Source organism: Pseudomonas oryzae, assembly GCF_900104805.1.
In the GTDB taxonomy this organism is placed as follows: Bacteria; Pseudomonadota; Gammaproteobacteria; order Pseudomonadales; family Pseudomonadaceae; genus Geopseudomonas; species Geopseudomonas oryzae.
This window is the reverse complement of record NZ_LT629751.1, coordinates 2,798,176-2,811,675: the sequence shown is the minus strand read 5'-3', so window position 1 is coordinate 2,811,675 and position 13,500 is coordinate 2,798,176. Positions and strand designations below refer to the sequence as shown.

11 protein-coding genes and 2 tRNA genes are annotated in these 13,500 nt (G+C 69.0%); 6 read left to right on the top strand and 7 right to left on the bottom strand.

The window, feature by feature from the left end:
- Window positions 1–61: 61 nt before the first annotated feature.
- The 3 genes from BLT78_RS12700 to BLT78_RS12690 form a co-directional block, all read right to left on the bottom strand.
- On the bottom strand, window positions 62–604 hold the full coding sequence (locus tag BLT78_RS12700) for a cytochrome b (protein ID WP_090349321.1): 543 nt from the start codon (window positions 602–604) through the stop codon (window positions 62–64).
- A gap of 137 nt (window positions 605–741) precedes the next feature.
- Window positions 742–818 (bottom strand) — tRNA-Met (locus BLT78_RS12695).
- A gap of 130 nt (window positions 819–948) precedes the next feature.
- Window positions 949–1,025, bottom strand: a tRNA-Met gene (locus tag BLT78_RS12690).
- A gap of 219 nt (window positions 1,026–1,244) precedes the next feature.
- Between BLT78_RS12690 and dinB the strand changes: the two genes are divergently transcribed.
- On the top strand, window positions 1,245–2,294 hold the full coding sequence (dinB, locus tag BLT78_RS12685; RefSeq protein ID WP_090349320.1) for a DNA polymerase IV: 1,050 nt from the start codon (window positions 1,245–1,247) through the stop codon (window positions 2,292–2,294).
- 23 nt (window positions 2,295–2,317) lie between these two features.
- Here dinB and BLT78_RS12680 read toward each other — a convergent pair whose 3' ends face one another.
- From BLT78_RS12680 to BLT78_RS12665, 4 genes are read right to left on the bottom strand one after another with little or no spacing between them, the layout of a single operon-like run.
- Window positions 2,318–2,722 carry an META domain-containing protein gene (locus BLT78_RS12680; protein ID WP_090349319.1) on the bottom strand — a complete coding sequence of 135 codons (405 nt, stop codon included), beginning with the start codon at window positions 2,720–2,722 and terminating at the stop codon, window positions 2,318–2,320.
- A complete protein-coding gene (locus BLT78_RS12675; RefSeq protein WP_090349318.1) occupies window positions 2,722–3,159 on the bottom strand; it encodes a hypothetical protein in 438 nt (145 codons plus the stop codon). The genes BLT78_RS12680 and BLT78_RS12675 overlap by 1 nt, the downstream gene beginning before the upstream one ends.
- A 47-nt stretch (window positions 3,160–3,206) precedes the next feature.
- Entirely contained in the window at window positions 3,207–4,196 is a 990-nt protein-coding gene (locus BLT78_RS12670) for a 2-hydroxyacid dehydrogenase (RefSeq protein WP_090349317.1), read from the bottom strand.
- Window positions 4,197–4,209: 13 nt separating this feature from the next.
- A complete protein-coding gene (locus tag BLT78_RS12665; protein ID WP_090352289.1) occupies window positions 4,210–6,999 on the bottom strand; it encodes a response regulator in 2,790 nt (929 codons plus the stop codon).
- Between the two features lie 208 nt (window positions 7,000–7,207).
- Here BLT78_RS12665 and cysM point away from each other — a divergent pair, with 208 nt between their 5' ends.
- The 5 genes from cysM (at window position 7,208) to BLT78_RS12640 (ending at window position 13,497) form a co-directional block, all read left to right on the top strand.
- Window positions 7,208–8,113, top strand: a complete 906-nt coding sequence (gene cysM / locus BLT78_RS12660; RefSeq protein ID WP_090349316.1) for a cysteine synthase CysM — start codon at window positions 7,208–7,210, stop codon at window positions 8,111–8,113.
- A 69-nt stretch (window positions 8,114–8,182) separates the two neighbouring features.
- Window positions 8,183–9,547: a 23S rRNA (uracil(1939)-C(5))-methyltransferase RlmD gene (rlmD, locus tag BLT78_RS12655; protein ID WP_090349315.1), complete on the top strand. Its 1,365-nt coding sequence runs from the start codon at window positions 8,183–8,185 to the stop codon at window positions 9,545–9,547.
- Between the two features lie 151 nt (window positions 9,548–9,698).
- On the top strand, window positions 9,699–11,942 hold the full coding sequence (gene relA / locus BLT78_RS12650; RefSeq protein ID WP_090349314.1) for a GTP diphosphokinase: 2,244 nt from the start codon (window positions 9,699–9,701) through the stop codon (window positions 11,940–11,942).
- Window positions 11,943–12,042: 100 nt separating this feature from the next.
- A complete protein-coding gene (gene mazG, locus BLT78_RS12645; protein WP_090349313.1) occupies window positions 12,043–12,876 on the top strand; it encodes a nucleoside triphosphate pyrophosphohydrolase in 834 nt (277 codons plus the stop codon).
- 78 nt (window positions 12,877–12,954) lie between these two features.
- Window positions 12,955–13,497 (top strand): DUF2058 domain-containing protein, encoded by a 543-nt coding sequence (locus BLT78_RS12640; protein WP_090349312.1) that lies wholly within the window; start codon window positions 12,955–12,957, stop codon window positions 13,495–13,497.
- Window positions 13,498–13,500 lie beyond the last annotated feature (3 nt).

The window sequence follows — 13,500 nt, the reverse complement described above, 5'->3', positions numbered from 1 at the left end:
GCGCGGGTAAACGAAAAGCCCCGCGCGCGAAGCGGGCGGGGCTGGATGGGCAGGCCGGGATTCAGCCGCGGCCGGGCAGCATGCGCGCCAGGGTGTTGTCGCGCACCACGTAGTGGTGGAACAGGCCGGCGAGGGCGTGCAGGCCGATCAGGAAGTAGCCGGCCTGGCCGCCGAACTCGTGCAGTTCCTCGAGGGTTTCCGCCAGGCCGTGATCCTTCTGCACCAGCAGCGGCAGTTCCAGGCCGAAGAACGGCGCCGGCTTGCCTTCGGCGTTGAGGATCAGCCAGCCGACCAGCGGCATGCCGATCATCAGGGCATACAGGGCCAGGTGCATCAGGTGGGCGAGGCCGGTCTGCCAGGCCGGCGGCTTGGGCAGGATCGCCGGGGCCTTGCCCAGCAGGCGGCCGAGCAGGCGCAGCCAGACCAGGGCGAAGATGCTCAGGCCGAGGACGAAGTGCCAGTACTTGAGGCCTTCACGGATGTCGCTGCCCTTGGGGAAGTTGCCCTTGAGTTCGATGCAGGCGTAGACCGCGGCGATCAGCAGCAGCATCAGCCAGTGCAGGGCGATATTGAGGGGGCTGTAGCGGGAAGCGGTGGTGGCCATCGAGTGCTCCTTGGCATCCGTTGAAAGTCGATGCGCTGGAGTCTAGACGGGCAAGCTTAAGCCAAGCTGAGGACAGCCGGCGCGGTTGCGGCGGCGCAAATGAAAAAGGCCATTCCGGAGAATGGCCTTTTCGAATATGGTTGCGGGGGCAGGATTTGAACCTACGACCTTCGGGTTATGAGCCCGACGAGCTACCAGACTGCTCCACCCCGCGTCTGATGGCGGCCATTCTACTCGCAAATGGCTGGTAGTCAACCAATAGTTTTTCTGAATCAATGACTTGCCGCGAAAATGCCGGCGGCGGAAACGAAAAAGGCCATTCCGGAGAATGGCCTTTTCGAATGTGGTTGCGGGGGCAGGATTTGAACCTACGACCTTCGGGTTATGAGCCCGACGAGCTACCAGACTGCTCCACCCCGCGTCTGTGGGCGGCGATTCTACGGGAAAACGCCGGGCTGTCAAGCGGGGTTCTGAAAAAACTGACGCCGGATCAAGCAGTTATGTGCTCGGCTCCGGCTGCGGATGCCCCTGCAGAGCCCGTCCGGCGGGGCTTGCAGGGGGATTGCAGCATTTGCCCCTGCGGCGGCGTTACACTGACCGCCTGCCCGTCATTTCCAGAGTCCGGCCCCGCCGCCTGCCTGTGCGCAAGATCATCCACATCGACTGCGACTGCTTCTTCGCCGCCATCGAGATGCGCGACGACCCGCGCCTGGCCGGGCGGCCGATGGCGGTCGGCGGTGCCCCCGACCGCCGCGGGGTGATCGCCACCTGCAACTACGAGGCGCGTGCCTTCGGTGTGCGCTCGGCGATGGCCTCGCGGCAGGCGCTGGCGCTGTGCCCGCAGCTGCTCATCGTGCGGCCGCGCTTCGAGGCGTACAAGGCCGCCTCGCAGCAGATCCATGCCATCCTGCAGGACTACACCGAGCTGATCGAGCCGCTGTCGCTGGACGAGGCCTATCTGGACGTCTCGGAGGCGGCGCACTTTGCCGGCAGCGCCACGCGCATCGCCCAGGACATCCGCCGGCGGGTGCGCGAACAGCTGGACATCACGGTGTCGGCCGGGGTGGCGCCGAACAAGTTCCTCGCCAAGATCGCCAGCGACTGGCACAAGCCGGACGGCCTGTGCGTGATCACCCCTGGCGAGGTGGAGGCGTTCGTCGCCGCGCTGCCGGTGGCGCGTCTGCACGGAGTGGGCAAGGTCACCGCCGAGCGTCTGGCGCGCCTGGGCATCCAGCGCTGCCGCGACCTGCGCGAGTGGCCGCGGCTGGCGCTGCTGCGCGAGTTCGGCAGCTTCGGCGAGCGCCTCTGGCAGCTGGCGCACGGCATCGACGAGCGCCCGGTGCAGGTGGAGCGGCGCCGGCAGACCGTCAGCGTCGAGCACACCTTCGATCATGACCTGCCGGACCTGGCCGCCTGCCAGGTCGAGCTGCCGGCGCTGCTGGAGCAGCTGGAGCGGCGCCTGGCGCGGCTGGACAGCGGCTACCGGGCGGACAAGCCGCTGGTCAAGCTGAAGTTCCACGACTTCACTCACACCACCCTGGAACAGGCCGGCGCCGGTCGCGACGCCGACAGCTACCAGCGCCTGCTGGCGGCCGCCTTCGCGCGTGGCGGCAAGCCGGTGCGGCTGATCGGCGTGGGGGTGCGCCTGCTCGACCTGAGCGAAGGCGGCGAGCAGCTGGCGCTGTTCTGAGCGGGCGAGGAGGGCGGGCCAGGTCAGCCCTCGGGCTGCAGGCGCAACGGCTTGCCCTGCTCGGGCCACAGGCGCAGCTCGCCGAGCGGCGAGAGGTCCCAGCGGCGCACCTGGCGCAGGCTGTCGAAGAAGCGCTGCTCCTGCTCCATCAGCTCCGGGGAGCACAGGCGGCGGGTGCTGCCGACCCGGCTGAAGCGCAGGATCTCGCCCTCGATGCCGTAGCCGGCGAACCAGTGGTTGCAACCGCCGGTGCCGTAGGCGCGGTCGTCGGCGCCGAAGGTGATGGTCACATAGCTGCGCTCCACCCGTGGCAGGGCGCCGAGCCATTCGACGCGGTAGGTGCGCTCCTGCTCGAGGGCCGGCGGTGCGCTGGCGCAGCCGCTCAGGGCGAGGGCGGCGCAGGCGCCGGCGAGGATGCTGCGGCTCATCAGGCCTCCTTGGCGTTGCAGCCCGGGCAGAGATGGCGGCCGGCGCGGTTGTGCCAGCCCAGTTCGGCGAGGCGTGCCTCGGCCGCCGGCGCACGCGCCTTGTCGCCCAGCGCGCCGTCGACGGCGAACTCGAGATCGAGCTGCGCGCCGCAGCCATCGCAGGCCACCTGCCAGGTGTGGATGTTCAGCTCGCGGAATGCCGGCCCGCGGGCCACCGCCAGCCACTGGCCGGGCGGGTTGATCAGGTGGCGCACCTTCTCCACGGTCAGGCGCATGCACAGGTCGCGGCTGCCCTTGAGGGTGACCAGCAGGCTGTCGCCGCTCAGGATCGAGCCGCCGTTGCCGGTGACCTGATAGTGGCCGGGGGCCAGGGCGCGGCACTCGGTGAGGGTGTGTTGCGGGTTGAGCAGGTTGTAGCGGAAATCGTGTTCGGTCATGGAGCCTCCGGGCAGTGCGCTCATGCTAGCACGCTGCCCGCGAGGCTTCAGCGCAGCACGCGGTTGCTGGGCTGCCCGGCCTGCCAGGCGGCGACGTTGTCCAGGGTGGTGGTGGCGATCGCGGCCAGCGCCTCATGGGTGAGGAAGGCCTGGTGGGCGGTGATGATCACGTTGGGGAAGGTCAGCAGACGGGCGAGCACGTCGTCCTGCAGCGGCTGGTCGGAGCGGTCCTCGAAGAACAGGTCGGCCTCCTCCTCGTAGACGTCCAGGCCCAGGTAGCCGAGCTGGCCGCTCTTCAGCGCGTCGATCAGCGCCGGGGTGTCGACCAGCGCGCCGCGGCCGGTGTTGATCAGCATGGCGCCGGGTTTCATGCGCGCCAGGCTCTCCTGGTCGATCAGGTGGTGGGTGGCGGGCGTCAGCGGGCAGTGCAGGCTGAGGATGTCGCTGGTGGCGAGCAGCTCGTCGACGCCGGCGTAGCGCGCGCCGAGCGCCTCGAGCGCGGCGTCGGGGTGCGGATCGTGGAGCAGCACGTCGCAGCCGAAGCCGAGCATGATGCGCGCGAACACCGCGCCGATCTGGCCGCTGCCGATCACTCCGACGGTCTTGCCGCAGAGGTCGAAGCCGGTCAGGCCGTGCAGGGAGAAGTCGCCTTCGCGGGTGCGGTTGAAGGCGCGGTGGACGCGCCGGTTGAGGGCCAGCACCAGTGCCACGGCGTGCTCGGCCACCGCATGCGGCGAATAGGCCGGCACCCGTACCACCGGCAGGTCGAGAGCCTGGGCGGCGGCCAGGTCGACGTGGTTGTAGCCGGCCGAGCGCAGGGCGATCAGGCGGGTGCCACCGGCCTTGAGCTGCTCCAGCACGGGGGCGGACAGGTCGTCGTTGACGAAGGCGCAGATCACCTCGCTGCCGCTGGCCAGCGCCGCCGTGTCGGTATCCAGGCGCGCCTCGAGGAAGTGCAGCTCGAAGCCGTGCGCCTGGTTGGCGGCGGCGAAGCTGTCGCGGTCGTAGGGTTTGCTGCTGAACAGGGTCAGGCGCACGGGGAACTCCGGGTCAGGACGCCGTTTCCGGCGTGGTTCGGCTCGCCTGCTCGGCCAGACGGCTGATGGCGGCGTCCAGCTCGTCGAGGGCGACGGTGGCCGGGGCGTTCTGCTTGAGCAGGCTTTCGCTGCGCTGGCAGGCGGCGCGCAACTGCGGTACGCCGCAGTAGCGGGTGGCGCCGTGCAGGCGGTGGATGTGCTCGATCAGCGCGCTGCGGTCGTTGCTGGCGCGCGCCTCGCGGATCGCGGCCTGATCGGCGCCCAGCGAGTCGAGCAGCATGTTGAGCATGTCGGCAGCCAGGTCGGGCTTGCCGGCTGCCAGGCGCAGGCCCTCGGCCGGATCGAGCACCAGCAGCTCGGTTGTCGCGCTGCCGCGCTCGGGCAGCTGCGCCTCGATCGGATCGCCATTGTGCAGCGACAGCCCGGTCCACTTCAGCACCACCTGGGCCAGCTGACGCTCGCTGATCGGCTTGGTCAGGTAGTCGTCCATGCCGCACTGCAGCAGGGCGCGTTTCTCGTTGGCCATGGCGTGGGCGGTCAGCGCCACGATCGGCAGCGGCGTCTGCTTCTGCTCGGCCTCCCACAGGCGGATCGCCTCGGTGGCCTCGCGGCCGTTCATGCCGGGCATCTGCACATCCATGAACACCAGGTCGAAGCTGTCCTGCTTGACCGCGCGCAGGGCGTCGTAGCCGTTGTCCACGGCGGTGACCTGGGCGCCCATGTCGCCGAGCAGGGTCTTGACCAGCATCAGGTTGGCGGGGTTGTCGTCGACGCACAGCAGGCGCGGCGCACGGCTGGCCGTGGCGTGGGGGGCGGAGCTGGCGCCGGCGGCCTCGACCCGCTGCACGCGCGGGCTGAGCATGTCGATCAGAGTGCGCTGCAGCTTGCGCGTGCACACCGGCTTGGACTGCAGCTGGCCGTGGCTTTCCGGCACGCTGGCGTGGTACAGCGCCTGTTCGGTGGTCGGGCACAGCAGCAGCGCCTGGCAGCCCTGCTGGTTGAGCTCCCACAGCTGGCGGGTCAGCCGTTCCGGCGGGTGCTCGCGGGTGTTGACGCCGACCAGGGCGATGCCCAGTGGCGCGTTGCCGTGCTGACGCAGCGAGGCTTCCTCGATCAGCGCGTCGAGGCTGCCGAACTCGATCACCTGCATGCCGCAGTCCTCGAGCTGATGGCGCAGCGACTGGCGGGTCAGTTCGTGGCTTTCCAGCAGCGCGGCGCAGCGCCCGCCGAGCAGGGCGCGCGGCAGCTCGTCGCCGTCGTCGGCGGCCTTGGGCAGGTTGATCACCAGCCAGAACTCGGCGCCTTCGCCGCTCTCGCTGGTCACGCCGATCTCGCCGCCCATCTGCTCGATCAGGCGCTTGGAAATGACCAGGCCGAGGCCGGTGCCGCCGGCATGGCGGGCGCCGGTGTGTTCGCCCTGGTTGAAGGCCTGGAACAGGTTGCGCTGATCGGCCTCGGAGAGGCCGATGCCGCTGTCCTGCACGCTGATGCGCAGCTGGGCATGGTCGCCGCGGTCCTCCTCGAGCATGGCGCGCACCACGATGCTGCCCTGACGGGTGAACTTGATGGCGTTGCTGACCAGATTGGTGAGCACCTGCTTGAGGCGCAGCGGGTCGCCGACCAGCGCTTGCGGGGTGTCGCGGTAGATCAGGCTGACCAGCTCGAGGTGCTTCTCGTGGGCCGAGGGCGCGAGGATGGTCAGGGTGTCCTGGATCAGGTCGCGCAGGTTGAACGGCACGTGCTCGAGGACCAGCTTGCCGGCCTCGATCTTCGAGAAGTCGAGGATCTCGTTGATGATCGCCAGCAGGTTGTCGGCGGACTTCTCGATGGTGTGCAGGTAGTCGAGCTGGCGGCTGTTGAGGCCGGTCTTCTGCAGCAGGTTGGTGAAGCCGAGGATGCCGTTGAGCGGGGTGCGGATCTCGTGGCTCATGTTGGCGAGGAACTCGGACTTGATCCGGCTGGCCTCCAGGGCCTCCTTGCGCGCCATGTTGAGCTCGATGTTCTGCTCCTCGATGGTTTCCATGGTGCTGCGCAGGTCCTCGGTGGCCTGCTCGACGTTGTGCTGCAGCTCCTCGCGGGCGTTCTCCAGCGACTCGGCCATGCGGTTGATGCCGTTGGCCAGCTCGTCCAGCTCGTGGCTGCCGAAGCCCGGCAGGCGGGTGTCGAGCTTGCCGTCGCGGATCTGGGCGACGCCCTGGTTGATCTGCTGCAGCGGCTGGTTGATCGCCCGGCTCATGCGCAGGGCCAGCACGGCGCTGATCAGCAGCGCGACCAGGGTCACCAGCAGACTGGTCAGCAGGCTCTGGTAGCCCTGCAGCAGGGTGCCCTGGTGCGACAGCTCCAGCTCGATCCAGCCGAGCAGCCGGTCGTCCTCGTCGGACGGCGCGTGGCCGCCGATCTGCCGGTGCGCGCCGTACACCGGCAGCAGGAAGCGGGTGGCGCTGGCGCTGCTGGTCTGGCTGAGCGCGTTGGCCAGGCGTTCGGGGGGCGCGGTGCGCATGCGCGGGCCGGCGTGGGCGAGCAGGTCGCCCTGCGGGGTGAGCAGCGCCACGGCGCGCACGTCGGTCTGCTCGAGGGTCTGGGTGGCCAGGCGCTCGAGCAGCGGTGCGTCGCCGGCGGCCAGCAGGCGCGCGCTGAGCGGCGCCAGGTGTTCGATCAGCAGCTGGCCGCGCTCGCTGAGCTGCTGGTGCATGTTGGACAGCTGGACATAGACGAAGTAGCCGCCGAGGAACAGCGCCAGCAGACTGGCCGGCAGCAGGGTCAGCAGGAGAACGCGGCCCTTGATGCCCAGTTTGTCGAACACGTCCATGCTCCCGAGGGGTGAAGGTCGCCGCAGTGTAGCGTCTGCCCGGCGACGGACAAAAGCGTCGCAGCCGGAACAGGCGAAACGCCCTGCGCAGAGCGGTTTACTTATTGCGGTAAGGAATAAGCTACTACCGTCCCGTGTTATCGACCGGCGCCGTTTGTCGTTATCATAGGCCTCCCTTGCCTTGCGATGACCCGAGCGCGCCATGACCGTGCAGTTTCCCACCATTGCCGATTGCATCGGCAACACCCCGCTGGTACGCCTGCAGCGTCTGCCGGGACAAACCTCGAACACCCTTCTGGTCAAGCTGGAAGGCAACAACCCGGCCGGCTCGGTGAAGGATCGCCCGGCGCTGTCGATGATCAACCGTGCCGAGCTGCGGGGCGACATCCAGCCCGGTGACACCCTGATCGAGGCCACCTCCGGCAACACCGGCATCGCCCTGGCCATGGCCGCGGCGATCAAGGGCTACCGGATGATCCTGATCATGCCGGACAACATGAGCGCCGAGCGCAAGGCGGCGATGACCGCCTACGGCGCCGAGCTGGTGCTGGTCAGCAAGGCCGAGGGCATGGAGGGGGCCCGCGACCTGGCGCTCAAGATGCAGGCCGAGGGCCGCGGCAAGGTGCTCGACCAGTTCGGCAACCAGGACAACCCGGTGGCCCACTACGAGGGCACCGGCCCGGAAATCTGGCGGCAGACCCAGGGCACCATCACCCACTTCATCAGTTCGATGGGCACCACCGGCACCATCATGGGCACCTCGCGCTACCTCAAGGAGCAGAATCCGGCGGTGCAGATCGTCGGCCTGCAGCCGCAGGAAGGCTCGGCCATCCCCGGCATCCGCCGCTGGCCGCAGGAGTACCTGCCGAAGATCTTCGACGCCAGCCGGGTCGACCGGGTGATCGACATGGCGCAGGACGAGGCCGAAACGGTGATGCGCCGTCTGGCCCGCGAGGAGGGCATCTTCTGCGGCGTCTCCTCGGGCGGCGCGGTGGCGGCCATGCTGCGCCTGTCGCGCGAGGTGGAGAACGCGGTGATGGTGGCGATCATCTGCGATCGCGGCGACCGCTACCTGTCCACCGGGGTCTACGACGCGCCCCAGGCCTGAAGCGGCCGCTCACTCCGTTTTCCACTCGGTGCGCGTGGCGCACCCTACACTGATTCTGCAGGTCGCCTGATGGCCAAACGCACTACAGGGCTGCGCTTCCAGCCGAGCGGCGGTTCGCGCGCCGCGCAACTGCCGGTCGGCAAGAAGCAGCGCCTCACCATCGAACGCCTGGCGCACGACGGCCGGGGCATCGCCCATGAAGGCGGACGCACCTGGTTCGTCGTCGGTGCCCTGGCCGGCGAGGAGGTCGAGGCCCGCGTGCTGGCGGCGCGCAGCCAGGTGGTGGACGCGCGTGTCGAGCGCGTGCTGGTCGCCAGTGCGCTGCGCCGCGAGCCGCACTGCGCGCTGGCCGGGCGCTGTGGCGGCTGCACCCTGCAGCACCTGCCGCACGCCGAGCAGCTCGCCCTGAAACAGCGCACGCTGGCCGAGCAGCTGCACCGGGTGGCGGCACTGGAGCCCGCCGAGTGGGCGCCGCCGCTGGTCGGGCCGGAGTTCGGCTATCGGCGGCGCGCCCGCATCGCGGTGCGCTGGAGCTCCAAAAGCGGGCAGCTGGAAGTCGGTTTCCGCGCGGCGGCAAGTCAGGCGATAGTCGATCTGGACCACTGCCCGGTGCTGGTACAGGCTTTGCAACCGCTGCTCGCCGCGCTGCCCGAGGTCTTGCGCGGACTGCGCAAGCCGCAGGCGATCGGCCATGCCGAGCTGTTCCACGGCACCGCCAATGCCCTGCTGGTGCGCCTGATCCAGCCGCTGGCAGAGGAGGACCGCGCCGCACTGCGCGCCTTCTGCGCGGCGCAGGGGGCGCAGCTGTGGTGGCAGGCGGAAGGAGAGCCGCAGGCCGACGATCCGGCGCAGCCGCTGGGTTACCGGCTTGAGGCCGACGATCTGACCCTGGCCTGGCGGCCCGGCGATTTCGTCCAGGTCAATGCGTCGGTCAACGAGGCGATGCTCGCCCAGGCGCTCGACTGGCTGGCGCCGCAAGCCGACGAGCGGGTGCTCGACCTGTTCTGCGGTCTCGGCAACTTCGCCCTGCCGCTAGCCCGGCGGGCGGCCGAGGTGGTCGGCGTGGAAGGCGTGCAGGCGATGGTCGAGCGGGCGGCGGCCAATGCCGCCGCCAACGGGCAGGGCAATGCGCACTTTTACCGTGCCGACCTGTCTCAGCCGCTGGGGCAGGCGAGCTGGGCGCGTGGCGGTTTCGCCGCGGTGCTGCTCGATCCACCGCGCGACGGCGCGGCGGCGGTGGTCGCGCAGCTGCGCGGTCTGGGGGCCCGGCGCATACTCTACGTGTCGTGCAACCCGGCCACGCTGGCGCGCGACGCGGCACTGCTGGCGCAACAGGGCTATCGCCTGAAGCGCGCCGGCATCCTCGACATGTTCCCGCAGACGGCGCATGTCGAGGCGATGGCGTTGTTCGAGGCGGACGCGGAGCGTCCGTAGCGGGTCGTGGTCACGTTGACGGCGCAGCAGCCGGCATCGTTCGACGACCTGCCAAAGCGGACCGACCCATAGAAGGTCGGCATGATCAGGGCCAGGCTTGGCCCTGGACCAGGTGCGCCATGACGCACCGTGGCAGACAAGGTGACAAACGATGGTACAGGTAAGAGCGCAACAGCCGGTCAACACCGATGGCAGCATCAACCTCGAGGCCTGGCTGGATCACATCCTCGATGTCGATCCGGCTCTCGACCGGGACAGTCTGCGCAAGGCCTGCGAGTTCGCTCGCGAGGCCGAGCAGCAGGCCATCGCCGCGAAGCACATCTGGGCCGAGGGCATGTCCAGCTTCCGCACCGGCCTGGAGATCGCCGAGATCCTCGCCGATCTCAAGCTCGACCAGGAGTCGCTGGTGGCTGCCGTGCTCTACCGCGCGGTGCGCGAGGACAAGGCCGAGCTCGAAGAGGTGGCACGGCGTTTCGGCCCGCAGGTGGCCAAGCTGGTCGAAGGCGTGCTGCGCATGGCGGCGATCAGCGCCAGCCTCAACCCGCGCGAGTCGCTGGTGCTCGGCAGCCAGGCGCAGGTGGAGAACCTGCGCAAGATGCTGGTGGCGATGATCGACGACGTGCGCGTGGCGCTGATCAAGCTGGCCGAGCGTACCTGTGCCATCCGCGCGGTGAAGAACGCCCCCGACGAGAAGCGCTACCGGGTGGCCCGCGAGGTGTTCGACATCTACGCGCCGCTGGCCCATCGCCTGGGTATCGGTCACATCAAGTGGGAGCTGGAGGATCTGTCCTTCCGCTACCTGCAGCCCGAGCAGTACAAGCAGATCGCCAAGCTGCTCCACGAGCGGCGCCTGGACCGCGAGCGCTACATCAACGAGGTGATGCAGCAGCTGCGCGACGAACTGACCGCCACCGGCATCGAGGCCGACATCAGCGGCCGGGCCAAGCACATCTATTCGATCTGGCGGAAGATGCAGCGCAAGGGCCTGGAATTCAGCCAGATCTACGACGTGCGCGCGGTGCGCGTGCTGGTGCCCGAGGTGCGCGACTGCTACACCGCGCTCGGCATCGTGCACACCCTGTGGCGGCACATTCCCAAGGAATTCGACGACTACATCGCCAACCCCAAGGAAAACGGCTATCGCTCGCTGCACACCGCGGTGATCGGCCCGGAAGGCAAGGTGCTCGAGGTGCAGATCCGCACCCAGGCCATGCACGAGGAAGCCGAACTGGGCGTGTGCGCGCACTGGTTGTACAAGGGCACCGACGTCAAGTCGGGCTCCAGCCACTACGAGGAGAAGATCGCCTGGCTGCGTCAGGTGCTCGAGTGGCACGAGGAACTGGGCGACATCGGCGGCCTGGCCGAGCAGCTGCGCGTCGACATCGAGCCGGACCGGGTCTACGTGTTCACCCCCGACGGCCACGCCATCGACCTGCCCACCGGCGCCACGCCGCTGGACTTCGCCTATCGGGTGCACACCGAGATCGGCCACAACTGCCGCGGCGCCAAGGTCAACGGGCGCATCGTGCCGCTCAACTACAGCCTGCAGACCGGCGAGCAGGTGGAGATCATCACCGGCAAGCACGGTGCGCCAAGCCGCGACTGGCTGAACCCCAACCTCGGCTACGTGACCACCTCGCGGGCGCGGGCGAAGATCATCCACTGGTTCAAGCTGCAGGCGCGCGACCAGAACGTGATCGCCGGCAAGAGCTACCTCGAGCGCGAGCTGAACCGCCTGGCCCTGCAGGGGGTGGACTTCGACAAGCTGGCCGAGAAGTGCAACCTGAAGAACGCCGAGGACCTGTTCGCCGCCCTCGGCGCCGGCGACCTGCGCCTGGCCCACGTGGTCAACGCCGCCCAGCAGCTGCTCGAGCCCGAGCGCGGCTTCGACCAGCTCGAGCTGCTGCCGCGCCGCCCGGCGAGCGCGCGCAGCGGCGGCGCCGACGAGATCCAGATCCTCGGCGTCGGCAACCTGCTCACCCAGATGGCCGGCTGCTGCCAGCCGGTGCCGGGCGATGCGATCGTCGGCTACATCACCCAGGGGCGCGGCGTCAGCATCCACCGCCAGGACTGCCCGGCAGTGCTGCAGCTCGGCGAGCGCGAGCCGCAGCGGATCATCCAGGTCAGCTGGGGCCAGGCGCCGGCGAAGACCTATCCGGTGGACATCCAGATCCGCGCCTACGACCGTTCCGGCCTGCTGCGCGACGTCACCCAGGTGCTGCTCAACGAGAAGATCAACGTGCTGGCGGTCAACACCCAGTCGGACAAGAGCGACAACACCGCCAACATGCGCCTGACCATCGAGATCCCCGGCATGGCCGCCCTCGGCCGGCTGCTGGCGCGCATCGCCCAGTTGCCCAACATCATCGAGGCCAAACGCAGCCGCGCGAGCTGAGCGGCTGCCGACGGCAGGGCGTCGCCGCGGCGCGGGGTGGGGCGGTTGGCCCCTTGCCCGCGCCGTGGCGCGCGCTGCATCACCGAACCCGGAACCTGCCATGTATCAACTGAACGACCTGCTGCACCTGATGGCCCGCCTGCGCGACCCGCAGTACGGCTGCCCCTGGGATCTTGCGCAGGACTACGCCAGCATCGTGCCGCACACCCTGGAGGAGGCCTACGAGGTGGCCGACGCCATCGAGCGCGGCGACTTCGAGCATCTGCCCGGCGAGCTCGGCGACCTGCTGTTCCAGGTGGTCTACTACAGCCAGCTGGGCCGCGAGGAGGGGCGCTTCGACTTCGCCCAGGTGGTCGACGGCATCACCCGCAAGCTGCTGCGCCGCCATCCGCACGTGTTCCCCGACGGCGACCTGTACGGCGCGCCGGATCTGGCTCGCCTGTCGGAGGCGGCGATCAAGCAGCGCTGGGAGGAGATCAAGGCCGAGGAGCGTGCCGAGAAGGCCGGCGCGCCGGAGCAGCTGTCGCTGCTCGACGACATTCCCCAGGCGCTGCCGGCGCTGTCGCGGGCAGCCAAGCTGCAGAAGCGCGCCGCCCAGGTCGGTTTCGACTGGCCGGCGCCGCTGCCGGTGCTGGACAAGCTGCGCGAGGAGCTCGACGAGGTGCTCGAGGCGATGGCCGAGGGCGATCAGCAGCACATCGCCGAGGAAGTCGGCGACCTGCTGTTCGTGGTGGTCAACCTGGCCCGCCATCTCAAAGTCGAGCCGGAGGCGGCGCTGCGCGCGGCCAACGGCAAGTTCGAGCGGCGTTTCCAGTTCATCGAACAGGCCTTGCGCACAGCCGGTCGGCGCATGGAAGATTGTCCCCTCGAAGAGCTGGATGCCCTGTGGGGCGAGGCCAAGCGCCTGGAGCGCGAAGGCCCCGCCTGCGGCTAGGTCCCCAGCTGGATTCTTTCCGGTGCCGCTTCCTGCGGGCGCGGCACCCTGCCGGATTCGTCGGACACAAGGTACGTCATGAGTCTTTCCCTACGCGACCAGCTGCTCAAGGCAGGCCTGGTCAACGAGAAGCAGGCCAAGCAGGCCGTCAAGCAGAAGCAGAAGCAGCAGCGTCTGGAGCACAAGGGCCAGGCGGAGAAGGACGACTCGCAGCGCGAGGCGGCGCTCAAGGCGCAGGCCGAGAAGCAGGCGCGCGACCAGGAGCTGAACCGCCAGCAGCAGGAGAAGGCGCAGAAGAAGGCGCTGGCCGCCCAGGTCAAGCAGCTGATCGAGGGCACCCGCCTGCCGCGCCTGAATGGCGACGACTACTACAACTTCGTCGACGACAAGAAGGTCAAGCGCATCGCGGTCAACCCGCTGCTGCGCGACAAGCTCAGCCGCGGCAGCCTGGCCATCGTGCGCCTGGAAGGCAAGTACGAGCTGGTTCCCCGCGAGGCGGCGCTCAAGGTCCAGGAGCGCGAGCCGCACCGGATCATCCTGCTCAACACCGTGGTCGAGTCGGCTGCGGACGAGGACGATCCGTACAAGGACTTCGTGGTGCCCGACGACCTGATGTGGTGATGG

What these genes read in the sequence shown, in the direction of transcription:
- BLT78_RS12700 (WP_090349321.1), bottom strand. Translation starts at nt 604, where the DNA reads ATGGCCACCACCGCTTCCCGCTACAGCCCCCTCAATATCGCCCTGCAC.
- BLT78_RS12680 (WP_090349319.1), bottom strand. Translation starts at nt 2,722, where the DNA reads ATGAGCCGCAGCATCCTCGCCGGCGCCTGCGCCGCCCTCGCCCTGAGC.
- BLT78_RS12675 (WP_090349318.1), bottom strand. Translation starts at nt 3,159, where the DNA reads ATGACCGAACACGATTTCCGCTACAACCTGCTCAACCCGCAACACACC.
- cysM (WP_090349316.1), top strand. Translation starts at nt 7,208, where the DNA reads ATGACCGTGCAGTTTCCCACCATTGCCGATTGCATCGGCAACACCCCG.
- rlmD (WP_090349315.1), top strand. Translation starts at nt 8,183, where the DNA reads ATGGCCAAACGCACTACAGGGCTGCGCTTCCAGCCGAGCGGCGGTTCG.
- relA (WP_090349314.1), top strand. Translation starts at nt 9,699, where the DNA reads ATGGTACAGGTAAGAGCGCAACAGCCGGTCAACACCGATGGCAGCATC.
- mazG (WP_090349313.1), top strand. Translation starts at nt 12,043, where the DNA reads ATGTATCAACTGAACGACCTGCTGCACCTGATGGCCCGCCTGCGCGAC.
- BLT78_RS12640 (WP_090349312.1), top strand. Translation starts at nt 12,955, where the DNA reads ATGAGTCTTTCCCTACGCGACCAGCTGCTCAAGGCAGGCCTGGTCAAC.